The sequence below is a fragment of the Bombilactobacillus sp. ESL1094 genome (assembly GCF_058107425.1).
Map to the genome: position 1 here is coordinate 1,716,576 of NZ_JBYLUM010000001.1, position 25,234 is coordinate 1,741,809.

25 protein-coding genes are annotated in these 25,234 nt (G+C 35.7%); 21 read left to right on the top strand and 4 right to left on the bottom strand.

Annotated features, from left to right (window positions below; genetic code table 11):
• Positions 1–110 precede the first annotated feature (110 nt).
• The 10 genes from AC3B5S_RS08160 to AC3B5S_RS08205 all read left to right on the top strand — a co-directional run bounded on the left by AC3B5S_RS08160 (position 111) and on the right by AC3B5S_RS08205 (position 9,215).
• Positions 111–512 carry an EbsA family protein gene (locus AC3B5S_RS08160; RefSeq protein WP_489757964.1) on the top strand — a complete coding sequence of 134 codons (402 nt, stop codon included), beginning with the start codon at positions 111–113 and terminating at the stop codon, positions 510–512.
• Positions 512–2,185, top strand: coding sequence for a formate--tetrahydrofolate ligase (locus AC3B5S_RS08165; RefSeq protein WP_489769773.1), 1,674 nt, complete (start codon positions 512–514; stop codon positions 2,183–2,185). Before AC3B5S_RS08160 ends, AC3B5S_RS08165 begins: the two co-directional genes overlap by 1 nt.
• A 166-nt stretch (positions 2,186–2,351) precedes the next feature.
• Positions 2,352–2,816, top strand: a complete 465-nt coding sequence (gene lspA, locus AC3B5S_RS08170) for a signal peptidase II (protein ID WP_489757966.1) — start codon at positions 2,352–2,354, stop codon at positions 2,814–2,816.
• Between the two features lies 1 nt (position 2,817).
• Positions 2,818–3,738 carry an RluA family pseudouridine synthase gene (locus tag AC3B5S_RS08175; RefSeq protein ID WP_489790339.1) on the top strand — a complete coding sequence of 307 codons (921 nt, stop codon included), beginning with the start codon at positions 2,818–2,820 and terminating at the stop codon, positions 3,736–3,738.
• A 36-nt stretch (positions 3,739–3,774) separates the two neighbouring features.
• The gene (gene pyrR, locus AC3B5S_RS08180; RefSeq protein WP_489775398.1) at positions 3,775–4,308 is read left to right on the top strand and encodes a bifunctional pyr operon transcriptional regulator/uracil phosphoribosyltransferase PyrR; all 534 of its coding nucleotides are present in this window, start codon (positions 3,775–3,777) and stop codon (positions 4,306–4,308) included.
• Positions 4,289–5,380, top strand: a complete 1,092-nt coding sequence (locus AC3B5S_RS08185) for a carbamoyl phosphate synthase small subunit (RefSeq protein ID WP_489790340.1) — start codon at positions 4,289–4,291, stop codon at positions 5,378–5,380. Before pyrR ends, AC3B5S_RS08185 begins: the two co-directional genes overlap by 20 nt.
• Positions 5,377–7,749 carry an ATP-binding protein gene (locus tag AC3B5S_RS08190; RefSeq protein ID WP_489790341.1) on the top strand — a complete coding sequence of 791 codons (2,373 nt, stop codon included), beginning with the start codon at positions 5,377–5,379 and terminating at the stop codon, positions 7,747–7,749. Before AC3B5S_RS08185 ends, AC3B5S_RS08190 begins: the two co-directional genes overlap by 4 nt.
• Before the next feature lie 181 nt (positions 7,750–7,930).
• Entirely contained in the window at positions 7,931–8,329 is a 399-nt protein-coding gene (locus tag AC3B5S_RS08195; RefSeq protein ID WP_489775395.1) for a TetR/AcrR family transcriptional regulator, read from the top strand.
• Positions 8,301–8,648, top strand: coding sequence for a hypothetical protein (locus AC3B5S_RS08200; RefSeq protein WP_489790342.1), 348 nt, complete (start codon positions 8,301–8,303; stop codon positions 8,646–8,648). Before AC3B5S_RS08195 ends, AC3B5S_RS08200 begins: the two co-directional genes overlap by 29 nt.
• A 45-nt stretch (positions 8,649–8,693) precedes the next feature.
• Positions 8,694–9,215: a GNAT family N-acetyltransferase gene (locus tag AC3B5S_RS08205; RefSeq protein WP_489790343.1), complete on the top strand. Its 522-nt coding sequence runs from the start codon at positions 8,694–8,696 to the stop codon at positions 9,213–9,215.
• A 336-nt stretch (positions 9,216–9,551) separates the two neighbouring features.
• On the opposite strand, the gene AC3B5S_RS08210 is transcribed toward AC3B5S_RS08205, so the two are convergent.
• Together AC3B5S_RS08210 and AC3B5S_RS08215 are read right to left on the bottom strand one after the other, a co-directional pair.
• Complete coding sequence (locus tag AC3B5S_RS08210) at positions 9,552–10,796, bottom strand: MFS transporter (RefSeq protein WP_489769776.1); 1,245 nt, start codon at positions 10,794–10,796, stop codon at positions 9,552–9,554.
• A 211-nt stretch (positions 10,797–11,007) separates the two neighbouring features.
• A complete protein-coding gene (locus AC3B5S_RS08215; protein ID WP_489790344.1) occupies positions 11,008–12,729 on the bottom strand; it encodes an Rqc2 family fibronectin-binding protein in 1,722 nt (573 codons plus the stop codon).
• 127 nt (positions 12,730–12,856) lie between these two features.
• On the opposite strand from AC3B5S_RS08215, the gene AC3B5S_RS08220 reads away from it, so the two are divergent.
• From AC3B5S_RS08220 to AC3B5S_RS08240, 5 genes are all read left to right on the top strand, one after another.
• A complete protein-coding gene (locus AC3B5S_RS08220; RefSeq protein WP_489757974.1) occupies positions 12,857–13,726 on the top strand; it encodes a DegV family protein in 870 nt (289 codons plus the stop codon).
• A gap of 192 nt (positions 13,727–13,918) precedes the next feature.
• On the top strand, positions 13,919–14,290 hold the full coding sequence (locus AC3B5S_RS08225; protein ID WP_489790345.1) for a hypothetical protein: 372 nt from the start codon (positions 13,919–13,921) through the stop codon (positions 14,288–14,290).
• A gap of 747 nt (positions 14,291–15,037) precedes the next feature.
• On the top strand, positions 15,038–15,196 hold the full coding sequence (locus AC3B5S_RS08230; protein WP_489790346.1) for a hypothetical protein: 159 nt from the start codon (positions 15,038–15,040) through the stop codon (positions 15,194–15,196).
• A gap of 252 nt (positions 15,197–15,448) precedes the next feature.
• The gene (locus tag AC3B5S_RS08235) at positions 15,449–15,814 is read left to right on the top strand and encodes a type II toxin-antitoxin system RelE/ParE family toxin (protein WP_489775388.1); all 366 of its coding nucleotides are present in this window, start codon (positions 15,449–15,451) and stop codon (positions 15,812–15,814) included.
• A complete protein-coding gene (locus AC3B5S_RS08240; protein ID WP_489757978.1) occupies positions 15,804–16,070 on the top strand; it encodes a helix-turn-helix domain-containing protein in 267 nt (88 codons plus the stop codon). Before AC3B5S_RS08235 ends, AC3B5S_RS08240 begins: the two co-directional genes overlap by 11 nt.
• 130 nt (positions 16,071–16,200) lie before the next feature.
• Here AC3B5S_RS08240 and AC3B5S_RS08245 read toward each other — a convergent pair whose 3' ends face one another.
• Positions 16,201–17,394, bottom strand: coding sequence for a CAP domain-containing protein (locus AC3B5S_RS08245; RefSeq protein WP_489790347.1), 1,194 nt, complete (start codon positions 17,392–17,394; stop codon positions 16,201–16,203).
• Between the two features lie 329 nt (positions 17,395–17,723).
• Here AC3B5S_RS08245 and AC3B5S_RS08250 point away from each other — a divergent pair, with 329 nt between their 5' ends.
• Together AC3B5S_RS08250 and AC3B5S_RS08255 are read left to right on the top strand one after the other, a co-directional pair.
• On the top strand, positions 17,724–17,900 hold the full coding sequence (locus AC3B5S_RS08250) for a type II toxin-antitoxin system PemI/MazE family antitoxin (protein ID WP_489769783.1): 177 nt from the start codon (positions 17,724–17,726) through the stop codon (positions 17,898–17,900).
• Positions 17,897–18,013, top strand: coding sequence for a type II toxin-antitoxin system PemK/MazF family toxin (locus AC3B5S_RS08255; RefSeq protein WP_489769784.1), 117 nt, complete (start codon positions 17,897–17,899; stop codon positions 18,011–18,013). The genes AC3B5S_RS08250 and AC3B5S_RS08255 overlap by 4 nt, the downstream gene beginning before the upstream one ends.
• 448 nt (positions 18,014–18,461) lie before the next feature.
• Here AC3B5S_RS08255 and AC3B5S_RS08260 read toward each other — a convergent pair whose 3' ends face one another.
• Entirely contained in the window at positions 18,462–19,859 is a 1,398-nt protein-coding gene (locus tag AC3B5S_RS08260; RefSeq protein WP_489790348.1) for an MFS transporter, read from the bottom strand.
• A 484-nt stretch (positions 19,860–20,343) separates the two neighbouring features.
• Between AC3B5S_RS08260 and AC3B5S_RS08265 the strand changes: the two genes are divergently transcribed.
• The 4 genes from AC3B5S_RS08265 (at position 20,344) to AC3B5S_RS08280 (ending at position 25,156) form a co-directional block, all read left to right on the top strand.
• Positions 20,344–21,102: a DeoR/GlpR family DNA-binding transcription regulator gene (locus tag AC3B5S_RS08265; RefSeq protein WP_489790349.1), complete on the top strand. Its 759-nt coding sequence runs from the start codon at positions 20,344–20,346 to the stop codon at positions 21,100–21,102.
• 28 nt (positions 21,103–21,130) lie between these two features.
• Complete coding sequence (gene pdxA / locus AC3B5S_RS08270; protein ID WP_489769786.1) at positions 21,131–22,144, top strand: 4-hydroxythreonine-4-phosphate dehydrogenase PdxA; 1,014 nt, start codon at positions 21,131–21,133, stop codon at positions 22,142–22,144.
• Positions 22,145–22,514: 370 nt separating this feature from the next.
• Positions 22,515–23,831, top strand: a complete 1,317-nt coding sequence (locus AC3B5S_RS08275; RefSeq protein WP_489769787.1) for a four-carbon acid sugar kinase family protein — start codon at positions 22,515–22,517, stop codon at positions 23,829–23,831.
• Positions 23,828–25,156: a GntP family permease gene (locus AC3B5S_RS08280; protein WP_489775381.1), complete on the top strand. Its 1,329-nt coding sequence runs from the start codon at positions 23,828–23,830 to the stop codon at positions 25,154–25,156. Before AC3B5S_RS08275 ends, AC3B5S_RS08280 begins: the two co-directional genes overlap by 4 nt.
• The last annotated feature ends 78 nt before the right edge of the window (positions 25,157–25,234 follow it).

Below are 25,234 nucleotides of genomic sequence, written 5' to 3' on the forward strand. Positions count from 1 at the left end.
AATTTTGGTTTTATCATAAACTTTTTACAATTTTTTGTCAGCAAATTGGGAATCAAACTGCAATATGGTAAAATTTGCTTAAATCATTCAAAGTTAATTGTGAGGTTAACATGCTTAAAAAATTTCATTATCAAAAAGTTAATCAGATTAACGCCTTGTTATGGTGTTGGCTCTGGATTTTATTATTTATTGGCGGTATTTTACAATTAGAATCAGATAGACTCAATTACGGAGCACTTGCCATCATAATTGGGACTATTTTAGTCGGCGGCTGGATTCTGATTCATAGTCGCTTACAGATTAATGTCCAACAACAAACAATCCAATTATCCGGTTTAATAGCTTCACAACAACGGCAAATTTTAGTTAAAGAAGTACAAATGATTAGTTATCATCATGGTGTTTGTACTATTAAGATTAATTCTCGTCAATCCGGATTATTCAAATTAATAATTCTACCGAAAGCTTATCATGTACTGCAACAATTAATTAATGATAGGAGGGGTATTTAATGAAAACAGATATTGAAATTGCTCAGGAGAACGAACGTACAGCTATGTGGCCAATTCAAAAGGTTGCTGCCCAGTTAGGTTTAACTGCTGCGGATTTGGAACCTTATGGCAATGATAAGGCCAAGATCACTGTCCAAGCACAACAAGCGGCCCAAAAAAGACCTTTAGGTAAACTGATTTTGGTCACAGCGATGAGTCCGACACCGATGGGTGAAGGCAAATCGACGGTTTTGATTGGTTTAGCAGATGCGTTAAAGCAACTGCAACAATCAGCTGTGGTAGCCATGCGTGAGCCTTCTTTGGGACCGGTGATGGGACTAAAAGGTGGGGCAGCTGGCGGTGGTTTTGCGCAAGTAGTACCCATGGAAGATATTAATTTACACTTTACTGGTGATTTGCATGCTTTAACGGCGGCTATTAATACGTTAGCAGCTTTAATTGATAATCATTTACAACAAGGAAATCAGTTACAATTGGATCCAAGACAGATTACTTGGCAACGGGCATTAGATGTGAATGATCGGGCTTTACGCCACACGGTCATTGGTCTAGGTGGTAAAACTTCCGGTTATGTTCGCGAAGAATCCTTTCAAATCACTGTAGCTTCTGAATTAATGGCCATTTTATGTCTGGCGACTGATTTAACAGATTTGAAAAAGCGTTTGGGGCAAATTTTAATTGGCTATACTTATGATCAACAGCCAGTATTTGTACGGGATTTAAAGGCACAAGGAGCGTTAGCGTTATTACTAAAAGATGCCATTAAACCCAATTTGGTGCAAACACTAGAGCATACACCGGTTTTAATTCATGGCGGTCCGTTTGCTAATATCGCTCATGGCTGTAATAGTTTAATTGCTACTAATTTAGCCTTACATTTGGGCGATTATGCTTTAACGGAAGCCGGTTTTGGTGCTGATTTAGGTGCGGAGAAGTTTTTAGACATTGTGACGCCACATTTGGCTAAAACTCCCGATGTAGCAGTGGTAGTAGCGACTGTCCGTGCTTTAAAATATAATGGTGGCCAAGCTCAAGCGAATTTAACCACACCCGATTTGGCTGCATTAGAAAAAGGTTTTAGTAACTTAAAGCGGCACATTCAGAATTTACAAAAAGCGGGCGTATCGGTATTAGTGGCTTTGAATCAATTTGCTAGTGACAGTGCAGACGAATTAGCGTTAGTGCAGACATTATGTCAAAAATTAGGAGTCAAAGCTTATCCTGTCACAGTGCATCAAGATGGTGGTGCTGGGGCTTTGAATTTAGCCCAAGCCTTAATTGATCAAACTACCGTGAATCATTATCAACGTCTGTATCAAAATTCATTGCCTATCGTTACGAAAATCAAAACCATTGCCCAACAGGTCTATGGCGCGCAAGATATTGTTTTAAGTCCGAAAGCGCAAAAGCAAATTCGGCAAATTGAACAGCAAGGCTGGGCTAATTTACCAATTTGTATTGCTAAAACACAATACTCCTTTAGTGATGATCCGAAAAAATTAGGAGCTCCCAGTGATTTTGTGTTACATGTCCAAGAATTACAACCCAAATTGGGTGCCGGCTTCTTAGTAGTTTTAACTGGCAATGTTTTGACCATGCCTGGTTTACCGAAGCAGCCCGCTGCTTTAAATATGGATATTGATGAACATGATCAGATTACTGGCTTATTTTAAAAAGCTATGATCAAAGCTGAAAATTAACCTGGGTTTTTGGTGTTTGGAATATGATAATAATGAACGCTTCGTGGCAATTGGTACAATTTTTTGCCGTATCGCTGTAACTTGATTATGTCGATCAGGGTGACAATCAATCTATTTTATTTATCTTTGAGGATTACTAATGATAATTTATATTTTAATAATTTTGCTGGGTTTACTGGTTGACCAATTAGTTAAATGGTGGTCAATTACGCAGATCCCGTTTGAACACGTGCGGACAATTATCCCGGGTATTTTGGGATTGACGCGGATTAATAATCACGGTGCTGCCTATAATCTTTTTTCTGGAAAAATGTTATTATTTTATGGAGTAACATTGATTGTAGTTGTTTGTTTGGGTTACATGCTGTTTCAGGGCAAAGATCGTTCCCCCTGGTTATTAACCAGTTTATCCTTGTTAATAGCTGGTAGTTTGGGTAATGTCTGTGATCGTTTGTTTCGGGGCTATGTAGTTGATATGATTGCCTTAAGTTTGGGTAATTGGCCGTTATTGAACTTTGTTTGTAATGTTGCTGATATTCTTATTACAGTGGGCGTAGTTTTATTAGTAATTTATCTATTTAAATCAGAACAGGAAGAGTCTTAAGTTGCAAACATTTACTTTTATTAATTTACAAGCTAATCAGCGTTTAGATAAAGCCATTTTAGCGCAAAGACCGGATTTAACGCGTTCGCAGTTACAAAGATGGATTAAAGCTGGTCAAGTGTTAGTTGATGGTCAAGCTGTTACCAAAACTGGGACCAAAATTAAGGCTGATGTGACGGTGCAAGTTACCCCCTTAGCTTTAAAGCCCTTAAAGGCTTTTGCACAAGATTTGCCTTTAGATGTGGTTTATGAAGATGCCGATGTTTTAGTAGTCAACAAGCCACAGGGAATGGTCGTCCATCCATCGGCTGGTCATCCAGATCAAACTTTAGTTAATGCTATTTTGTATCACACTAAGGTTCAAAGTTCAGATACGATTCGTCCGGGAATTGTTCATCGAATTGATAAAGATACGTCAGGACTATTAATGGTGGCTAAAACTCAGTTAGCCCAAGACTCTTTAAGTCAACAATTGCAAAATAAAACTAATTTACGCCGCTATTTAGCAATCGTGCATCATCCTTTTACAGAACAGGAGGGGACGATTGAAGCGCCAATTGGGCGTGATCCCAACAAACGTCAGCAACAAGCGGTAGTAGCCACCGGAAAAAAAGCTATTACCCATTTTAAAGTGTTAGAGAATTTTTCAGATTATGCTTTGATTGAGTGTCAATTAGAAACGGGGCGTACGCATCAAATTCGGGTGCATTTACAGTATATTGGTCATCCAGTAGCGGGTGATCCACTGTACGGACCACGGCATACCTTAGCAGGTAATGGACAATTTTTACATGCACAGTGTTTAGGCTTTACGCATCCCCGAACGAAGCAGTGGTTAGAGTTTGAAGTACAGCCACCGCAGATATTTCAGCAACAACTGCAACAATTACGAGCAATGACGCAGATGTCGCACCATCTTTAATTAAAGTACAGATCAGTTGACTAGGGGAGAATCAAAATGGAAAAAGAAATTGTTGATAGTAAGACAATGAAACGGACTTTAACGCGCATTACCTATGAAATTATTGAAAAAAATAAAGGTGACCAAAATTTAGTTTTAATAGGTGTTAAAACGCGCGGCGCCTTTTTGGCACAACGTATCCAAAATCGTTTACGTCAATTAGAGGAATATGAAGTTCCACAATTTGATTTAGATGTGTCTGAGTTTCGTGATGATGAAAAAAAGACACACGGTGCACCACCCCAGTTTACGGCTAGTGATATTGATAATAAAAATGTGGTTTTAGTAGATGATGTTTTGTATACGGGCCGGACCATTCGGGCAGCGTTAGATGCTATTATGAGTATTGGTCGTCCTGGGAAAATTTCTTTGGCCGTGTTAATTGATCGTGGTCATCGTGAATTACCAATTCGGGCCGATTATGTGGGCAAGAATATTCCAACTTCTCGGCAAGAGGAAATCAAAGTCTCAATGGCCGAAATTGATGATGCAGATGGCGTGGAGATTATCCATGATGACAACCGAAACTAGATATTTAATTTTAGAAGATGGTACAGCGTTTGTGGGGGAAGCCATTGGTGCGCCAATTATTTCGACGGGTGAATTGGTTCTAACCAATAATATGAATGGTTTTGAGCATGCTATTACTGATCAAACGTATAATGATCAAATTATTGTCTTTGCTAGTCCCATTGTTAGTACATCAGGGATGAATCGGGATGACTATGAATCGATTACGCCTAGTTGTAAGGGTGTAATTTTTGGTAGCGTGGCTTACCCACAGTTGGATAGTAATGATCCTAATTCGCTAAATTCTTTTTTGAAAAAAAGACGAATTCCAGGGATTACCAATTTGGATGTGCAAGGTTTAACGCAACATCTACAACAAACTGGTTCCTTAAAAGCTAGTATTATGGACACCGCTGATGAGCATGCTCGTGATCAAATTCGCGCGTTGGTAATTCCCCGGGATCGGGTCAAAACGGTCTCCACTAAGCAACCTTATCCTAATCCTAATGTGGGATTTAAAATTGCAGTCGTTGATTTGGGATTGAAGTTTTCGTTGTTACGTCAATTATCTATTCGTAAGTGTGATTCGGTTATTTTGCCTTACAATACTTCAGCAGCGGAAATATTGGATTTGGCGCCAGATGCGGTGTTATTTACTAGTGGTCCTGGTAATCCACAAGAAGTTCCGGATACCATTGCCACTTGTCAAGAATTAGAAGGCCAAATTCCGATTTTGGGAGTGGGATTAGGCCATTTGGTGGTGGCGTTGGCGAATGGTGCCGTGGTGCAAAAAATGCGTTTAGGGCATCATGGTTCGAACCTACCAACGCTCGAAATTGCTACGGAGAATATTGAATTTTCAAATCATAATCATAATTATGAAGTTAAATTAACGCCGGCGGCGCGGCGAAACTTCTTTGTGACATACCGTTGTTTGACGGATAATGTCATTGAAGGTTTACGACATCGCCGCGATCCGACTATGACCGTTCAATTCCAACCTGAAGCCGCTCCAGGCCCTCATGATGCTGATTATATTTTTGATGAGTTTATTGATATGATTAATTCCTTTGTTCAAGGTAAAAAATTATGATGAAAACCATTTTAGTTGTTGGGAATACTACCGGCTTGATGACTAACGAAAAGTTAGAACGTGAACGAGCCTTACGCGTAGCAATTCGCTGTTTTAAGCAAGATAGTTATCGAGTAGTTTTATTAACTGAAAATCGTGAATCACTAGCGAACTCTTTAGCGGACGAAGCAGTGATTGTTTATGATGAGATTAATGTCGCGACAATCAAAACCTTAATTAGTGAATATGCGATTGATTTAATCTTTCCAGGCTTTAGTGGAATTAATACACTGAACGTTTTTCGAAGTCTATTAAAAGATGAAGCTTTTCAAGCTAGCACTGTGGAACTTTTGAATTTTAATCAACAAAACTTAACACTCAGTTTAAGCAAGCGTTCCCTGAATAAATATTTGCAAGATCACGGTTTCCGCTTAATTGAACATCAAAATGTTCAAACCTACCAAGAAGCGTTGGCATTTGCTCAACAGCAGACGTTTCCTGTAATTATTCGTTCTAATACAGTTGAACAAAAAATGCATTGGAATACGGTCAACAATACCAAACAATTAGTGGACTTTTTTCAAGCAGGAATGACGGCTGATGGCTTTGAAATGGAGCGGGGCATTAATAACTTTAAAGAATTAACTTTGGTGACTTTGCGTGATAAATTTGATAATAGTGCTTTGATTTTTTCGTCAGAGGATATGGATCCTATTGGAGTGCACTCGAATGATTCGACCAGTGTGACCCCCGTTTTTTCCATTAATGATGCGCTATTTCAGCGTTTACGCAATGCCGTTTTGAAATTAACTTCACTCTTAAAAATTATTGGTACATGCACTTTTCATTTAGCTGTGGATGAAACGACAGCATCATTTTATGTTCTAGAAATTTCGCCCGTTTTTCGTAGTAAAATCTTACCCTTAATTGCTAGTACGGGTTATCCTTTGTTTGAAGTGATTTGTCAGGTAAGTGTTGGTCAAAGACTGCAAAATCTGACAACTTTAACCAATTATCAGATGAACGCAGCCGTCGAACTAACGCCGAACCATTTGACTGCGCGCGTGCCTATTTGGCAAACCCAAGATCGTAAACAATTGAAAGTCTTGTTAGGACCGCACCAAACTTCCAATGGAGCCATTGTAGTTAATGGTAATAACTTGGAAACTGTAATTATGAAAGCTTTTGCTGGTTTAGACTTACTGCACGATATCTTTTTGAAGCGTCCACTCAAATATTATAGTGATGAGCAGATTGAAGCTGATTTATTTCAAACCAAGGTGCGGCGAGTTTTGGTGATTTGTGAAGCTTTAATACGGGGCTTTGATTTAAAAGAAGTGCAAAGTTTTACCCATTATAACTGGGAATTTTTGCAGGCATTACAACATCTAATTAATTTAGCCCAAACATTGAGAGAACAAAAAGGTAATTTGCAATTGTACGCTCATAGTAAATTGTATGGTTTTGATGATTATTTATTGGCTAAGTTTTGGCATTTAACACTGAGTCAAGCGCAGAAGTTAACGCAACAATTAGCGATTAACTCGGTGGAACAGCCCACCGCAACTTTATTGGATTTAGCGGCAACTAGTAAGATTAATGGTCATTACAGTACTTTTTTGTATGCGCCACATGTGATGCAACATTATCAAGTAGAAATTGATGGCTACCAAAATTCCGATATGTTGTCTAATTATGAACAAGTTTTGTTAACTCATAATTTGGTTCATTCGTTTCAAGATGATGGTTTTTCAACGGCAATTTTTGGTAATTTGTTAAGTAATGTGGACACTGCAACAACCGTGGATTTTTATTCTGATTCGCGCTGTTTACAGTCACATTTGTATAGTGAGCAAAATCAACTGCAATTGCGAATTAATACGCAAGAATTAAGTCATCAAAGTTACCAATTGACTATTTTTAATATTAGTAATTATTTAAAAATTTTACCAAGTGATGCGATTCAAGAAGTTGTCTTTGTTCAAGATCAAGAGCATCATACTTGGCTGTCGTCACCAATTACCACGATTTTTAAACATTTAAGTGCGCGGCGCTTAGAATTAACGTCGGTTCCAGGCAAGCACCGACCCAACTTAGTTAAGCAAGTTAACCATTATATTAAAACTTTTTTGCCATATGTTCGTTATGGGACGTTAATTTTGCAAAAGCAACAAGTCATTCAAACCTTGGCTGGATTCACTACTAATATTGGTTTAATTCAACAAATTAATTCGAATTTTGTCAGCAATTTAGGCCACGTTTTATTAGGGATTAATTCGAATTACGCTAACAAACAGCAAGATTATTTTGGTAGTAAAATCACCTTAATTCAGCAAAAGAACGGCTTATATAGCAGTCGCTTGAGTTACTTTACGTTGCCCAATAAATAATCATGTACTTTAATCTAGTTTCATGAAATTTGTATGATTTTATTGCAAATAATCCTTTCAAAATTTTTAATTTTGGAAGGATTATTTTTTTAAAGAAAAGTGTTTTAAAGTTTCACAAGGAATATTATTGACTGATTGGTCAAAAAAAGAGTATATTGGCTTTGAAAGGGGGATTGAATAAATGGGCAGAAAAAAATCATTCGATCAAGAAAAAATAATATTACAAATGAGTCAACTTTTTGTAAAAAACGGTTATATAGGTTCATCTTTGGATGATTTAGTTCAAGCAACAGGACTATTAAGGGGCAGTTTGTACAGCACTTTTGGTAGTAAGTTAAAAATGTTTATTGCCTGCTTACAGAGAAGCTTGTCTTGTGATAATGAGTTCAAATGGGATTTAGTAATGATTGCTCTATTAGAAGTTTCCTCGCAAAGCTTGACAGTCAAGCGAATTCTTCAAAATTGGTATCAACAAGATAATAGTCAAAATGTTTCCGAAAAATTAGGTCAAAGTTTGTTATTACATGGTGGCATTATAGGAGGGGCAAATAATGGAAAATACAATTCAAATAATGAATGATCAATTGGTGGTGATTCCGCAAGGAAAATATAAAGTTGCTAGCTTAAAGAAGAAACTAGTTATTCCATTAAAAAATGTATTGGGAGCAACGCTTGATTCAGGTATCTTAAATGAATTTAAAGGACTTCGCTGTCCAGGAACCAACCTTCCTAATTATGCTGGCGGTACTTATTTAAAAAATAATGAAAAAGTTTTTTTCAATGTTAAGCATTCGAGTCGTCCGATTGTGATTCAATTACAGAATGAGCAGTATTCTAGACTAGTTTTAGGAGTTGACGCTCCTGAAAAAACAGTTAATCTAATCAATAACAATATTTAGATATGTGCTTCAGGTTTTAATTCAGAGTAAAGAGAGTTGATGTTAATGTTGATTACAAATAATGGTATTAAACTAAGACACTTCAATGTTTCGGATGCGCAGCAAATGTTTACTAATTGGGCAAGTGACAGTTTGGTGACTAAGTATTTAACGTGGACACCACATCAATCTCAACAAGAGAGCTTAAGACGGATTCAGGCAATTAAAAAGAACGATGATCAATTTGTTTGGGGGATTGAATTGCCCAGCCAACAATTAGTGGGTGAGATCTCCGTGGTCCACCTAAATCAATCCTTGAAAATTGCCGAAGTTGGTTATGTTTTAGGCTCTAAATGGTGGAATCAAGGAATTATGACAGAAGCACTAGTCAGGATTAATCAGTATTTATTATTAGAATGTAGTTTTAACCGGGTTGAATGTCGCTATGATTTGCGTAATTCAGCTTCGGGAGCTGTGATGAAAAAAAGTGGCATGCGGTTTGAGGGAGTGGCACGCCGAGCCGGAAAAAATAATCAAGGAATTTGTGACGAGGGAATCTATTCGATGATTCCAGCGGACTATAACTAAATTTAGTAATGAATGACAAATTTTTAATACCAGTTATTGTTTCCATACAGTTGCTTTAAATCTTAAACGGACGTAATTTTTTGCTTTGTCCAAACTGCAGGATCATTTTTGGGTTTCATTACTTTTCTGCTGTGTTTTCCTTATAAGAGTATCATGAAAAGATTTAGATCTTATTAATTTTTGATATAAAGAACGTCAACAAAAAAAGAAGTGTTTACGCGTATTACTTTCAAAATTGTAGTTTGCTTGGAATTTCTTGAAAGTAATGAGCTCAACACTTCTAATATTCAGATACTAAATTAGTAAATAATGTTACACACAAGTCTTAAGTGAAACTTATTTGCTTTGCCGATTGGCGGCGTTGCGCGCAAAGATTAAAACTAAAATAAAGTTTAACAAGATAGTGAAACCGGTAGTCCAAAAAACGGTCGCGTAATTGTAAACGCCAGATAAGGTAGACCCCATCAAAGAACCAATCACTGAACCTAGAGCTTGAAAAGACTGATTGTAACTAAAAATTCGCCCAAAACTAGCAGTCGGACTATTCAAAGTTAAAACGGTTTGGGCTGCTGGTAACATCGCCGCACTAGCAATTCCTAGTAAAAACCGCAGGGCTGCTAAGACCCAAGGCGAGTTAGTCAAGGCCATTGGTATGAATAAAAGTCCGCCGACAATTAGGCCAACACGCAAAACTTTGATCGGACCAATTTTGTCCATTTCGTGACCAACTTTCGAAGCAGCCAATAATGTTCCTAGTCCGGGTGTAGCGGCAACAATACCCGCAATTAAAGCAATACTATGACTATGGGGCACCATGGATTTAACGTATAGAGAAACGATTGGGTCAATCGACATGGTTGCTGATTGAACTAACATCGTAGTAATGAACATGATGATAATTAATTTTAAATTGGGCAAGGACCGCATAATTTCTTTCATTGGTTGCATTTTTTCACGAGCAATGGGTGTGAAGTCTTCGTGAACCAAAGTCGTTGTTCCCAAAAAGACGACAAACATTAAAAAGCCCGTAATGAAAAACGGAATGCGGTAGCCCCAAATATTACCAAATAAATGACCAAAAAAACTGGATAACGCTCCGCCTAATAACGGACCGATTAAATTGCCAGCAGTTCCGGCGGTCATCATTTGACTCATCACAAGACCACTTTTTTGATGTGGTGTTTCACTAGCGATTAAAGCAGTTGCGTTATTAATATAACCTGAAAACGCCCCCTGAATTAAGCGCATGATGATGATGTATAAGGCATTGGGGGCAAAGCCAATAGCTGAAATGGTGAGTGCCATGACCCCCGAAGCTCGCATACACATTAATTTACGACCCTTGCGATCAGCTAAATTCCCCCAGTAAGGAGAAACAATTGCCTGGGCAATAAAAGTGACGGCAAAAGCTAAACCGGAGTACAAATTGATTTGTAATTTGCTGTAGTGCCCTAGATCAGCAATAAACAACGAGATAAAGGGCATAGTCATCGAATAGCCCATCCCAGTAATAAAGCTGCCTAGCCACAAAGTATAAAACGCTTTGTGCCAGCCAGCAGGAAAGTGCACTGAATCTGCCATGAAAATCTTCCTTCATATTAAAGTTATATATTTAGTCTATCACATTTGCAATTTTTGAAAAAATTATTATTAATTACAGAAAAAGTGTTTTCCATTTGCCAGTCACATAAACTGATAGCGGTCAAAAATGGTTAATGAGATGTAGATAATCAAAGGCATAATCATCTTTTGTTTAAACGTTAATTAAGTGTTGATTTTTCTACTTTGGCTGCTATTTTAACTGCTTTAAGCGTAAGTGAGGATCCACCAAGAGCGTTTTTTGATCGGTATAAATCACAAAACCTGGTTTGGCGCCATTAGGTTTGTGCACGTGTTTAACTAATGTATAATCAATGGGAACTTTATTAGCATTCGCCCCAGCTTTAGAAAAGTAAGCTGCTAGTTCAGCCGCTTCCAGAATGGTTTGCTCACTAGGAGCTAATGATTCAATAATGACGTGTGAACCTGGTAAGTTTTTGATATGCAACCAGGTGTAGCGTTTATCTGCTAATTTATTAGTCAGGTAATCATTTTGTAAGTTATTTTTGCCAACCCGGATAATAGTTTGATCACTAGCCTGAAAGGCTGCTCCGGATTGGATTTTAGTTTTGCGCTGTTTTTTGCGTGCTTGTTTTTTAATGTAACCTTGTTGAGTTAATTCTAATTGGATATCGGCTAAATCCTGAGGATCAGCATAATTAATTTGCGCCAAAATACCTTCTAAATAAGCAATTTCTACTTTGGTTTGCTCAATTTGCTCATTTAAATGGCGAATAGAGTTTTTGAGCTTTTGGTAAGTTTTAAAATATTGCTGGGCATTCGTTGCCGGGGACTTAGCGGGATCTAACTTGATAGTTAACAGTTGGTTGTTATCATAATAGTTTGGCAATTGGACGCTTTTTTGTCCCCGCTTGACTTGGTTTAAGTAGGTCGTTAATAATTCACCTTGAATGCGATAATCTTCAGCGGATTCGGTTTTGGCTAAATCTTGTTGTAGTCGTTTGAGCTTGGTCTGATTTCGTTTTAAATATCGTTTAATTAATTGTAAAATATTGCTAGCTTGTTGGCGCACACGATCTTGCCGGGCACGGTCACGATAAAAGTCATCTAACATTTGACTTAAATTAGTGAAAGTTTGTTGCTGAAAACCGTCCGAAGTCAAGGACACATAGGGCTGAGCAGTAAAAAGCTGACGGTATTGTTTCGTTGCAATTGTTGCTTGTGGTTGATTAAAACCTGCCAAAAAATCCTGCCACACCTGAATTAAGTGGGCATCGTCAGTACTTGCTTGACTACGGGTACTTAATTCTTGAGCACTATTTTTATCAAAGCCTTGAAAATTAGCTTGAATGTTGTGTGCTGCTTGTGCAAGATCACTTTGCAAGAGTTGTTGGCCATTTTGTTTGAGCCATTTTTCACGCTCAAAGACATCAAACGGATTGATTTTATTTTGGGCAGGTGGCAAGCGATAGGTTTCTTTAGGCAATAGTTGCCGATAACGGTCTTGAGTAAGATCGACGTGTTTAATCGCATCAATAATTAATTGTGATTGATCATTCACAACAACAATATTACTATGACGATTCATGATTTCGACGTAAAAAGTAATTTCTTGTAAATCACCTAGTTCGTTACGATTCTGAAAGGTTAAGGTTAAAATGCGATCATTCTCAATTTGCTGAATTGTTTGTAAAATGGCGCTATCCAATTGTTTGCGTAAAGTCATCACAAAATTGCTGGGAGTTTTGGGACTTTGAAATTTGAGCTCCGTTAGTTGAACCCGAGCATAGTTCGGATTAGCAGATAATAGTAGGCTATAATTTTGTCGATGATTGCGGATAGTTAAGACTAATTCTTGGGCAAAAGGTTGTTGGATACGACTGAGGCGGCCACCGACAAGGATGGGGCTTAATTCTTGGACCAAAGCATGGGTAAATAAACCATCAAATGACATAAAAACTCCTTTAGATTGACAAATAAAAGATACTAACTTATCATTTTACACCAATATATTAATTATGGTAGAATGTTCGCTATTAGACTTATCTGATAGTAATCAAATGAAATGGGTGAGGTAGTACATGAAAATTGCCGTCGTAACTGATAGTACTGCGTATTTAACTGCAGAAGAAGCGGCACGCTATAACATTACAGTTGTTTCTATTCCGGTCATTATTCAAGGGCAAGTATATCGGGAAGGTATTGATATCACGAACCAGGAATTTTATGACCAAGTTCGTAATTTAAAAGAACTACCTAAGACTTCACAACCAAGTTTGGGTGAGATGGATCAATTATATGATAATTTAGCTGATCAAGGTTATGAAGCAGTGATTTCGATTCATTTAGCCGCTACAATTTCGGGCTTTATTAATAGCTTAAAGACTTTAGCGGCTACTAAAACAAATATTAAAGTCATTCCTTACGATTCACGGATTACTGTTAAATTAATGGGCTATTTGGCTATGGAAGCTGGGAGATTGGCTCAAGCTGGTGCTAGTCTTACAGAAATTTTGGCACAATTAGATGCTTTACGCGCAACGATTGATGAGAATATTGTTGTTAAGGATTTAAACAATTTAGTTAAGGGTGGGCGCTTATCCAATGCCTCAGCTGTGATTGGGACAATGCTGAATATTAAACCGTTGTTAACATTTGATAATCAATCAGATGAAATTGTGGCTTATGGCAAAGTTCGTTCGGAAAAAAAGGCGTATTTAAAGAGTGAGGAACGTTTTGAAACAGCTTTAAAACAAGCTGATTTTCCGTATCGTTTACTAGTGATTGATGCGAATGATCCGCAAGAAAATGATCGTTGGACTGCGCATTTGCGACAAAAATTTCCTAATGTCACCATTGAGCAAACTTATTTTGGTCCGGTTATTGGAACACATTTGGGTGAAAAGGCGATGGCCTTAGGCTGGATGAAAGATACTGAAAAAATGAAATAATAATTTAGTCCGGTTATCAGATATAAACTTTTGATTAAAAAAACGATTCGTAAATTTTTAAAATTTGTCTGAGTCGTTTTTTTGTGCTGGTTTTTTTTACTGATATTTTATTTATTTATTTAAAGGTAGGAATAAATATAGTTGATTGTGATATAATTTCATTGTAACCGGGATGAAAGGAAGGATTAGCTAGTGAATACTAAAAAATTAAATTGGTTGAGTTGGATTTTAGCCGTGATATCAATGGTGCTGTCTATTTTTAATTTATTACAACTTCGTAATGAAACTATTTTTGCTCAAAAGCTAATTTGGCTCAATCTTATTGTAATGATAGTTGTGGTCTTGATTTTGACCTTCTTATTAATTCGTCCAAGTAATACCTCAATATGGGATATTGTGGTGTCTACATTAATGATCGTCAGTATTGTGACAATTGTTTTTCAAAGTGATTTTACTCTCAAAATGAATTTATTTATTATTGCCGGGATCTTCTTATTGTTAATAGTTACCTTAATTCTCTTAATTGGTTACTACAATCATAAAAAATCTAAATTAAATTCGTAGTAGAGTGTCTATTTTAAACGTTGTACAGTTAATTCTAGGCTTTGCTACATTTAATGTTAAGAAAATTTATCATTAAAAAAATTTATCATTAAAAAATAAGACTATCTTAAAATTAACATTCTTATTGTAATTTAAATATGATTAGTTGCTAATTTAGTAACTGTACCAAAGGGATCAGTTTTGCAGTACTGATCCTTTTTCAATGTCGATGAAAAAATAAAATCAATATTCTTACAATCACATCACTGCTGAATGTTTTAAACCTTGATGCATAAGGAACTACATAATAGTAAAGTTAAATGCTAAGGCGGTGGCTATTCCAGAAATGGGGTGGTGCTTATGGTGTAAAAACTGTAAACATAAATCCTGAAGAAAGGAGTTTGATGATTGCTGTTTTAGAAATTATCTATTTGGCTGTAAAAGCGATTCATGAAATTGTTAAATACAGTCATAGATATTCTAAAATATCGAAATTCAAAGTAAAAAAGAAGCCGGTCTTAGCTCTGTGCAGGAGCTGATGGCTTCTCAATTTTTAAAGTTAAAATTTGAATAGCTGCCGCTTTGGCAACTTTATCTAGGGGATTGGTGTTGTAGCACTGATCCTTTTTCATTACCAATATAACATATTCTTTAGAAAAAATCATTTCCCAAAATTGAGAAGTGGTTCAATCTAGTTCATGTGCTAAAATAGTTAGTGCGATAAGTTTTATGGGCGGTGACTGTTTGTTCTCAAGGCGGTGCTTGCGTATGAGAATACGGAAGAATCAACAGAAAGGACATCCAGTCTTACTTGGGTACCTATCAGGTATTAATGTTAATGATTACTTTTGGCACATTAGTTGCCACAATCATGAACAACAAAAAGTAATAAAAAAATCGTCCTATCATAACTTTGACCAGTTATAGGATGATTTAATATTGTTTTTAATAACTTGTCACCGCCTTTAAAGCGGATCGCTAAGGGATTGGCGCTCTAACACTGATCCCTTTTTCAATATCAATGATAACACAGGCAATAAAGTTTTTGAACCTTAACGTTTTAGCAATAGAAAAGTCTCAAAATTTAATCCATTGTAGAAACATTTAATTTCATAATTTACCTTTAATTAATAAATATTATATATAGTAAAATAAAAACATTAATGATATAATAAGAATATGGAAAAACCAGTATTTGAGTCATATAGACGGCAAAATGGACATGACGAATTTGGGGAATGGTTGAAAAAGCTACCTATATCTGATCGTGCTAAAATTTTGCGAGTTATAACTGATACACAAGATCAGGGCTTATTAATTGCCCAACGTCTTAATTGGGTTAAAAAGATACAAGGTGAAAAGAATCTGTATGAAATCCGTAGTAAAGTATCTACCAATATTCAACGGGTGTTATATTTTCACGCTCACGGGTCTAGGTATGTAATTACTCATGGATTTACTAAAAAATCAGCTAAAACACCTAAGTCAGAAATCAATCATGCAATATCTTTAAGAAAGGAGTTTGAGTCTAACAATGAAAATTAATGATATCGTAAAAGAAGAATTAAAAGATCCAGAATTTGCAGAATCTTATCGTTTGGAAAAAGAACGGTCTGCCAGTGCAATAGCTTTGTATAAAGCCCGTGAAGCAGCAGGATTAACACAAGCTGATCTTGCTGAACGTGCTGGTGTACCACAACCAACTATAGCACGTATAGAACGCGGTGATAATGTAACCTTTGACAAATTAGCTACAGTAGCTCATGCTATGGGTAAAAGACTAGTTGTCAAATTCGAATAGTATTAGATTTTTGAACCTTAATGATTTAGCAATAGAAAAACCTCAAAAATATCCTGACTGAAAACAACAGTTAGGATATTTTTATGTAAATAAAAACCTTGCAAGAACTTCTTACAAGGCTAATTGACTGTTAGTGGTCATATACACCAGTTGGTGCCGGGGAATTGTTATAATCTATCATTTGATCCGTTTTACTATAATCATAATCTGAATCAGGGGTAGCCAATGTTTGAACAGTATATATGTTGCCGTTATTATCTTTGGCTACTCCCATACCGATTTGCGTATAAAATGGGTTTAACATATTTTGTCTATGACCACCATCTGGAACGCCGTAATCATGGAAGAAGATGCTAGTAACATTGATAGCATTCTCTTGTGGCGTAGCTTGTAAATCTGCTTCGTCTATATTTTCTCCTGCATAATCATACCCACTGTTAGGGTGGACTTTATTATATGCTCCTGCGTGATTATCTAATTGTCCCGCATCAGCTAAACGTTGGGCACGTGCCATAGAAAAGCTAGATAGTTCAGAGTTCTCTTGGAGCGAATTTAAGCCATTCATAGTACGCAAGCGGTTTAATTCTTTAATCATAGCTTGCTGAGTGGCTTGGGCGTCAAATGAGTAGTTTTGACCTGAATTGGAGGTGCTTGAGTTACTGGAATTGGAACTATTGCCTACTTGAGACAACCATTTACCTGCATCTGCATCCCAGTACCAATGTAATCCATTGGCATCTTCTGGCTTAGTAGAATAGTCTGGAGTGGAATTATTGGAAGTAGTGTTGGAACTAGAGCTATTAGCTCCATTGACAGAGAAGTTAGCAACACCATCATCAGAACTTATCCATTCATGATCATCAATTTTGTAGAAAGTCTTGCCATTAATAACTTGAGTCTTACCAACTTTCCAATCAGAGAAGTTAGGAACTACACGTTCTGGAATCACTTTAAAATTGTTGTCGTAAAGTGCTGCATATTTAGCTTTAGGAGCAATGGCCCGTACTACGTGGTAATTATAGCTAGTTGGGGCAAAATTGTTATAACTTTCCGAACTAGGTAGCCAAGTGTTAGGTGCAATCTTATACATCTTTTGGCCATTAATGGTTTGAATATCACTAACACGCCAATCAGTATTAGCAGGAACTACTTGAGTAGTAGCTTTACCTTTTGAATCGTACAGCTGAGAATTAGGCTTTTGAGTAGCAGTAGCTACAGGGTAGTTATAAGAAGCAGCGTTAGTCTTCTGGGCATGTGCTGTGCCACCTAGAGCTAAAGCTAGTAAAGCAGCAGCTGATAGTGAATAAAATTTGTTAAACTTCATAAAAAATACTTCCTCTCAATATTCTTTTTGGTACATGATTGTTTTGGCAAAAGTGAACTGTCTTTTGCTAGAATTTAGGTTTTGATCCCCCTAAACGAATATAAGTATAGCAAGTTTTAATCAAATTTTCAGCTTAATTTTAGTTTAAATGAAGACTTTAATTTTGAGTGATTTGACCTTTGATTAGTAGTCGTTAAGGATAATTCACAAACTAATATCGAACTATTTTGAAGGTAACGATTTAACATTTTTAATGTATTTAATATATTAAATTAAGGGGAAATCTTATAAAATTATTAACCGTTGTTAGAAGAGGCAGCTCCCTGTGCTTGCCTGTTTCTAAAGAAGATTTTAAGTTAGATCAAAAATGGTTACTCGTCTCTAAGAATAATGGTGGCTATGAGTTAGTTTCCAAAATTGAAGATCCATATTCAAATCCGGATTTTGAAAATCAATATGAACCTGACGAATGGGATGACTTAGAATTCGATGAGGACAAAGAATGATGTATCAACCAAGTCAAGGAGACATTGTGTGGATTAATTTTGATCCTCAGAGGGAACGAGAGATCAAGAAAAGACGTCCAGCTTTAATTCTAAGTCGAGATGCTTACAATTAAGATACTGGTTTCATTATTGTGAGCCCAATTACCTCAACTATTAGGAATAACAAGCACGGATATTATCAGTTAAACGGTTATCAAACTAAGGGACAAGTGGTTGTCAGACAAGTTCATTCATTTGATGTTACTGAACATTCTGGCAGAAATATAGAATTCATTGAACATATTGATGATGCTGATTTTTTCCAGATTTCACAGTTGTTTCTATATAACTTTAGCTTTCCATTAGTTAATTAATATTGTAGTTCACATGAGTTGGTGTATTCTCAAGTTTTTAGCAATAGAAAAAAAATCAAAATATCCTGACTGAAAACAACAGTTAGGATATTTTTATGTAAACAAAAACCTTGCAAGTTATCGTGCAAGGTTAATTGGTTGTTAATGGTGCATACACCGTTTGGTGCGGAGAAATATTATTATAGAGTTTTAACATGATAATTGAGATTTAAGCTGTGGTTGAGTGTGGATAATGTTGGCTAATTAAAGTAGATAGTAAGGCAATTATTGCTAAGGCTACTAACAAGCCAAAGTCTAGTTGACAACCTTGAGCTGTCACTGCCTTTAATTGTGGAGCAGCAGCTGTTAATTGTTTGGTCGAAATAATGGCGGATAATATCCCTGTTCCTAATGATCCAGCATATTGTTGCAATGTATTAAAAAGCGAGTTCACATCTGGCTTAGCAGTGAGCTCAACGTGTTTGCTAGCGTCTGACATCGTATTGCCATAGCCTAAATTGAATCCTCCACGCATGAAGCAGTAGAAGAAAATAATTAGAGCAATATTCAATTGACCTGTCCAAATGGTAAAGGCTAAGGCACCTACAATAATAGTTAAGTTAGAAATAGTTAGCGGTAAACTAGCACCAAAATGATCATATAAATTACCGGCAATAGGGGCGATAAAAGCGCCTAATAAAGAACCGGGTAATAAAATTAGTCCCGCTAACATGGAATTAGTTCCTAAAACTTGCTCAGATAAAATAGGAATCACAAAGGAAATGCCAATATTAATAAATTGCAAAATAAAGAAATTAATGGCACGATTGGCGATAATTGGATCTTTTAAAATTTTAAAATTTAAAAGTTGATTGTTACTAGTTTTGAGATGCCAGCCAAAACAACCGCCAAAGATGAAAGTGATCACTAAACTAACAAGAAATTGCCAACTAGTAAAGCTGTGTGCTCCTGCTTGATCAAAACTAATAATTAGAGTAACCATTGTCATTGCTAAACTAATTAATCCCAGCCAATCAAACGGCGGTTGATTGTGTTGCGCTTGCACTTTAATAGTTAGCCAACCAGTAATCATAATGAGAATAATAATTGGTAGGACACCAATGAAAATCCAGCGCCAAGAGGTGTAGTTGTTGACAATTCCCCCGTATGTAGGTCCCAATGCTGGTGCAAAAGAAGTAATCATTGTTGCAAAACCGGTATAGGTTCCCATTTTGTAAGGCGGGACACAGGACATAATGATATGAAACAAAGTTGGTGTTGATAAGCCTGTAGCTACTGCTTCAAGTAAACGACCAATCATTAAAAACGTAAAATTAGTAGAACTGGCACAAATTAAAGTTCCGACCAAACACATAACAGTGGCCGTCATAAATAATTTGCGAGCATTAAATCGTTTAATTAGATAAGAAGTGGTACTCATCACAATAGTCACTAAGAGTAAATAACCGGTGGTGACCCATTGAATGATGGCTAAATTAACATGAAATTCCTTCATAAGTGTTGGAAAAGTAACGTTCATCGAAGTTTCGACTAAGATACCGATAAAAGTTAACAAACCAGCTGATAGAATTGCCAGTTTGGTAGACCAGGAAACATTTTGTTTCATTGAAAAATCCTCACTTTAAAAATTAGATACCATATCATTTTAACACGAAGCCTATTTTTGGATGAGTTCAGTTCAAGCTCGAAAGTATTCGTAAGTCTAACTTTAAATTATTTTTTATTTTTACTACTATTAAGTCTTTTTAGAGCAAAAACTTTAAGAATACGACTATTAGCCAAAAATAAGCATAATTAAAAGGTTATAAAAGTGTATAATCTAATCTGAATATTATAAGTTACTTGCGTAACGACGGTGAGTTTTACCTTGATTATAAAATGATCTTGAAGTTAAAAAGTAAAAATCATTTAGTAATCATTGGGAGTATTGTTTTGTTGCTAATATCAATAGTGGATTTATTTATTTCAATAGAAAAAGGGTTGGCTTAGGCAAGAATTAATTCGTAACCTTTCAAAAGGTAAAGAAATATATTGAAACTAAATGAAAGCTATGATATATTAAAATTGTTCATGAACGAAAGTGAGAAAAAATGTACAGTGAAGAAAGAAAAAATTTTATTAACCGATTAATAAAGAAGGAAAAGAAGGTAACGGTTTTAGATTTAGCAAAAAGATTGAATGTTTCTCAAGTTACTATAAGAAAAGACCTTTCCGAGATGGAGGAAAAAGGGTTACTCAAGAGAACATTTGGTGGAGCTATTGATTTAGAACTTTCTATCAGTGATAAACCGTATAGTATTAAAAAAGGCGAACTTATAGAACAAAAAGAGAGAATAGCTCATCGGGCAGCTTTATTTGTTAATGATAATTCAACCATTTTTTTGGATGCAGGAACTACAGTTAAGTGTTTGATTCCTTATATAAGTGAAATTAAGGGATTGTTTATTGTAACTGTTGACTTAAATACAGCTATTTTGTTGTTAGATGCAGGTTTAGAAAACGTATATTTTGTTGGAGGAAGTCTTTCACAAAAGACCTATTCGTCTAGTAGTGTTGATACAGTTGAAAAAATCAGAAAATTTAATTTTGATTTATCATTTATCGGATGTGATTCGATTTCTAGATTAGGTTTCCAAACAGGCTCTGAAGCAAGATCGCAGCTCAAGTCCAATGCAATAAAAAATTCTTCGCTAAACATTGTTTTGGCAGATAGTTCAAAGTTTGAAAAATCCACTTTTATCAATTTTTCAGATTTTTTGGATATAGATTACGTTATAACTGATGATGATTTAGGAGATTTTGCTCACGAAATTCCAAAAGAATTTGTAAATAAGTTTTTAATTGTATGAAGATTGTGTAAAGAAGGAAAAGATTACTATGAAAAGAGAATATATTGTAATCACTATGGGAGATCCTGCGGGTATTGGACCCGAGGAAGTGGTTAAATCACTTAGTAAACCTGAAATCCATCAAAAAGCTAAGATTGTAGTTGTCGGGGATAAAAATGTTTTAGAAAATGTTAAGAAAATTGTTAAATCTGACATTGAAATAAATGTAATTGATAATTTATCAGAAGGTAAATTTGAAGCAGGTGTTATTGATTTAATTGATTTAAATAATGTTGATATGACAACATTTAAATATGGAGAAGTTCAGGCACAATGTGGACAAGCTGCTTATGATTATATAAAGAAAGCTAACGACTTATGTGTTAATGATGGTGTTTCAGCGATGGTAACGACAACGTTGAATAAAGAAGCACTACAAGAAGCTGGAATTAAGACACTTGGGCACACAGATATTCTTTCTGATTTAACAGGTGTTAAAGATCCATTAACGATGTTTCAAGTTCAAAATTTGCGAGTATTTTTCTATTCGAAGCATGTTCCTTTACGTAAAGCTTGTGACCTGATCACAAAAGAGGGTATTAAAAAATATGTTAAGTTAACAGTTAATGCTCTTAAAACCTTAGGTATTAGTAATCCGCACGTTGCAGTGGCCGGTTTAAATCCGCATTCTGGAGATGGTGGTTTATTTGGCAATGAAGAAATTGACTATATTATACCAGCCATCAAAGAGTTAAAAAGTGAAAATATTAATGTAGATGGTCCTGTTGGAGCGGATTCGGTATTTTATCAAGCTAACATGGGAAAATATGACGGTGTTTTGTCTCTGTATCATGATCAAGGTCATATTGCAACGAAAACCCTGGATCCAGATTTAACAGTTTCATTTACTCATAATTTGCCGTATTTAAGAACGTCAGTTGATCATGGAACAGCCTTTGATATAGCAGGGAAAGGTATCGCCCGGGAAAAGAGCTTAGACGAGGCAATCAGATTGGCTTCACTTTATGCTGGAAACTTTAGAAAGTCCAAAGAAGCAAAGTAGTTTTTGCTTAGGGAAAATTGAGTAATTTTTATTTAGGTAATAGCTAAGGTTATTGCCTAAATATTAACCGTTTTTTGTAAGCGTTAACTTTTTCACTTGATTATTAATGTTTGTAAATAAATTCAGCTGTATGAAGTTGATCATCTTAGTTTATACGTTGAATTGTTATATAGTTCGGTTATGTAAAATGCTAAGTTTAGTTGCTAATTACAGCATTGTTGAACGTTAAAAATAATAATTTACCTTTATGGATATAATTTTGGTGAGTCAAAGAGATTTTTTATTTATTAATATTTAAGAATAGATAGTTAATTTTTCAGGAAATTGATTATATTTTAAATTCAAAATAATAAGAAATGAGGACAAGCTGATGAAATCAATAATAATAGCAGATGACTTGACTGGTTCTAACGTTTCAAATTCACTTTTAGCAAAAAATGGTTTGAAAGTTGGCACGATTGATACGATAGATAGTATTGAAAATTTTGAAGACTATGATGCACTGGGGTTGCATACGGATAGTCGTGGTGATGATTTTAAAGATGCTTACAGCAAAGTATATAAATATACAAAAAAAGTAAAAAATGATGAAGTTGTTTTTTACAATAAACGTATTGACTCTACTTTAAGAGGTAATATAGGTGCAGAAATAGACGGAATGTTGGATGCGTTGGGTGATGATGTAACTGCCATGGTTGTTCCCGCTTTTCCCAGCTCAGGTAAAATAGTTATTGGTAACTATGAGCTAGTTGATGGAGTAATGTTGGAAAATACTGATGTAAGAAATGATCCAACTAGTCCAGTATTGAGTTCCAGAGTAGCGGGTATTTTACAACAACAGTCAAATAAGCCAATTGGCGTTATTTCAATGGAATGTGTTCTGGAAGGAGTTGATACTATAAAAAATACCATTATAGATTTAATTTCTAATGGCGCAAGAATTATAATGTTTGATTCTTGTACTAGTGAAGATATTGATACAATTGCTAAGGCTGTTATTGATTCTAAAGTTCCTTTTATTTCTGTAGACCCGGGTCCGTTTACGTGCTCATTACTAAAAGAAATTAGTCCCAAGAAATCTTATAAGGAAAAAAAGAAAGCGTTATATCTAATTGGAAGCGTTAGCGGTGTTGTAGAAGATCAAATAGCCCAATTTCGTGCGGAATATGCACCTTTTATTGTAAAACCGAATGCACGTAATTTTCTGTATGAAGATAAGAGAGAAGAAGAAATTTTAAAGGCAGTGAAAGAGGTAGTATCTCATCTAAATGAAAATTCACAGTTTTTGGTAGCTACAATGGTGGAGAAGAAAGACAAGATTGATCTAAAAGAAGAATCAAGGAAAGCTGGTCTAACAATTTCAACAGCTTCACAAAAAATTTGTAACTCTATGGCTGCGATAGGTTTCAATATTATTAAAAAATGTGGCGGCCAAATTGGTGGTGTGTATACTTCTGGTGGTGATGTGACTAAAGCGTTTTTACAAGAAAATGGAGCACAAGGAATTGAAATTAAAGATGAGATCGTTCCATTGGCTGTGTATGGAAGAGTTATTGGCGGAACTCTTGACAAAATGCCTATTATTACTAAAGGTGGTTTAATTGGAGATAAAACCACCCTCAATAAGTGTTCAAACTATCTTTCCACTAAAATTTCAAATTCGTTTTATGGGGAGGGATTAGCATGAGTAGCACAACACAAATGGTAATTGCTTTAATTGTATCCATTATAGTACTAGTACTATTACTTGTTAAATCCAAGTTGAATGCTTTTACGTCTTTAATCATTGGCGGACTTTTAACAGGTGTTTTAGGTGGATTGAATCCATTAAAAACAGTTGAAGCTTTAAAAAATGGCTTTGGAAATACTATGGCAAGTTTGGGTATTCTAATTGCTTTTGGTGTGATGATTGGCAAAATCTTGGAAGTTTCTGGTGCTACAGCTGTAATGGGCAAGAAACTTGTTAAAGTTTTGGGCAAAGGACACGAAGTGATGGCTATGATAATTACTGGTTTTATAACGTCGTTGGCTATCTTTTGTGTTCCCGCATTTTTAATGCTTTTTCCATTGGCTAAAGATGTATCTAAAAGAACTGGCACGAGCTTAACTTCTTTAGGTGTTGGACTTGCTGGCGGATTGCTTTGGAGTCATGAATTAGTTCCGCCTGCATCTGGTCCTTTAGGAGGAGCAGCGCTGTTTCATGCTAGTATTTCAAAAAATATGATTTTAGGCTTCCTTGTAGGTATTCCGTTAGCGATCTTTTTTAATTTTTATGCTAAATGGATTGGTAAAAAATATCATAGAATCGCTGAAGATGATGAAGAAGGCGAATTGGAAGAATCCAATACTGCAAAGGAACCGTCTTTTACTATAGCAATTATGCCTATCTTAATTCCGGTTGTACTTATTTTACTTGCTGGGGCACTTAAGGGAGTGGCTATGAATAAAGCCTTAAGTTCAGTAATTCAATTTATTGGAGCTCCAGTGGTTGCATTGGGATTAGGTTTATTGATCGGAGTATTTACTTTGCTTCGTGGTGTAGATAGAAAGAAAGTTTCTGCAGCTCTAGATGACGGAATTGTCAGCGGCGGCAAGACGTTGGTTTTGATTGCTGCTGGCGGAGCTTTAGGAAATGTTGTTAATCAAAGCGGTGCTGGTAAAGTTATTGCAGAAGGTGTTGCTCATACTGGGATACCTGCAATCTTAGTTCCATTTATAATTGCAAGTTTACTTCGTATTATTCAAGGTTCTGGAGCAGTTTCAATATTTACAACAGCTTCAATTACAGCTCCAATGGTAGCAACTTTGGGTATTAATCCTGTACTTGCTAATATAGCCGCTTGTATGGGCGCAATGGTGTTTTCTTATTTTAATGATAGTTATTTCTGGGCAATTAATGATTCCATTGGTGTTAAGGATACAAAAGAACAAATATGGACATGGTCCATTCCTACTACTGTTTGTTGGTTTATCGGTGGAATTGAAATATTAATTTTAAATATATTTATATAGCAAAATAAAAATGTAGAAAATTACAAATTAATGTGATAAACATTATGCTAATTTGTATTTTTTACATTTTATTTTTAG

What these genes read in the sequence shown, in the direction of transcription:
- AC3B5S_RS08275 (WP_489769787.1), top strand. Translation starts at nt 22,515, where the DNA reads ATGAAATCAATAATAATAGCAGATGACTTGACTGGTTCTAACGTTTCA.
- AC3B5S_RS08160 (WP_489757964.1), top strand. Translation starts at nt 111, where the DNA reads ATGCTTAAAAAATTTCATTATCAAAAAGTTAATCAGATTAACGCCTTG.
- AC3B5S_RS08195 (WP_489775395.1), top strand. Translation starts at nt 7,931, where the DNA reads ATGGGCAGAAAAAAATCATTCGATCAAGAAAAAATAATATTACAAATG.
- AC3B5S_RS08265 (WP_489790349.1), top strand. Translation starts at nt 20,344, where the DNA reads ATGTACAGTGAAGAAAGAAAAAATTTTATTAACCGATTAATAAAGAAG.
- AC3B5S_RS08240 (WP_489757978.1), top strand. Translation starts at nt 15,804, where the DNA reads ATGAAAATTAATGATATCGTAAAAGAAGAATTAAAAGATCCAGAATTT.
- AC3B5S_RS08280 (WP_489775381.1), top strand. Translation starts at nt 23,828, where the DNA reads ATGAGTAGCACAACACAAATGGTAATTGCTTTAATTGTATCCATTATA.
- AC3B5S_RS08205 (WP_489790343.1), top strand. Translation starts at nt 8,694, where the DNA reads ATGTTGATTACAAATAATGGTATTAAACTAAGACACTTCAATGTTTCG.
- lspA (WP_489757966.1), top strand. Translation starts at nt 2,352, where the DNA reads ATGATAATTTATATTTTAATAATTTTGCTGGGTTTACTGGTTGACCAA.
- AC3B5S_RS08215 (WP_489790344.1), bottom strand. Translation starts at nt 12,729, where the DNA reads ATGTCATTTGATGGTTTATTTACCCATGCTTTGGTCCAAGAATTAAGC.
- AC3B5S_RS08255 (WP_489769784.1), top strand. Translation starts at nt 17,897, where the DNA reads ATGATGTATCAACCAAGTCAAGGAGACATTGTGTGGATTAATTTTGAT.
- AC3B5S_RS08235 (WP_489775388.1), top strand. Translation starts at nt 15,449, where the DNA reads ATGGAAAAACCAGTATTTGAGTCATATAGACGGCAAAATGGACATGAC.
- AC3B5S_RS08220 (WP_489757974.1), top strand. Translation starts at nt 12,857, where the DNA reads ATGAAAATTGCCGTCGTAACTGATAGTACTGCGTATTTAACTGCAGAA.
- AC3B5S_RS08165 (WP_489769773.1), top strand. Translation starts at nt 512, where the DNA reads ATGAAAACAGATATTGAAATTGCTCAGGAGAACGAACGTACAGCTATG.
- AC3B5S_RS08200 (WP_489790342.1), top strand. Translation starts at nt 8,301, where the DNA reads ATGGAAAATACAATTCAAATAATGAATGATCAATTGGTGGTGATTCCG.
- AC3B5S_RS08190 (WP_489790341.1), top strand. Translation starts at nt 5,377, where the DNA reads ATGATGAAAACCATTTTAGTTGTTGGGAATACTACCGGCTTGATGACT.
- pyrR (WP_489775398.1), top strand. Translation starts at nt 3,775, where the DNA reads ATGGAAAAAGAAATTGTTGATAGTAAGACAATGAAACGGACTTTAACG.
- pdxA (WP_489769786.1), top strand. Translation starts at nt 21,131, where the DNA reads ATGAAAAGAGAATATATTGTAATCACTATGGGAGATCCTGCGGGTATT.
- AC3B5S_RS08245 (WP_489790347.1), bottom strand. Translation starts at nt 17,394, where the DNA reads ATGAAGTTTAACAAATTTTATTCACTATCAGCTGCTGCTTTACTAGCT.
- AC3B5S_RS08230 (WP_489790346.1), top strand. Translation starts at nt 15,038, where the DNA reads ATGAGAATACGGAAGAATCAACAGAAAGGACATCCAGTCTTACTTGGG.
- AC3B5S_RS08210 (WP_489769776.1), bottom strand. Translation starts at nt 10,796, where the DNA reads ATGGCAGATTCAGTGCACTTTCCTGCTGGCTGGCACAAAGCGTTTTAT.
- AC3B5S_RS08185 (WP_489790340.1), top strand. Translation starts at nt 4,289, where the DNA reads ATGATGACAACCGAAACTAGATATTTAATTTTAGAAGATGGTACAGCG.
- AC3B5S_RS08260 (WP_489790348.1), bottom strand. Translation starts at nt 19,859, where the DNA reads ATGAAACAAAATGTTTCCTGGTCTACCAAACTGGCAATTCTATCAGCT.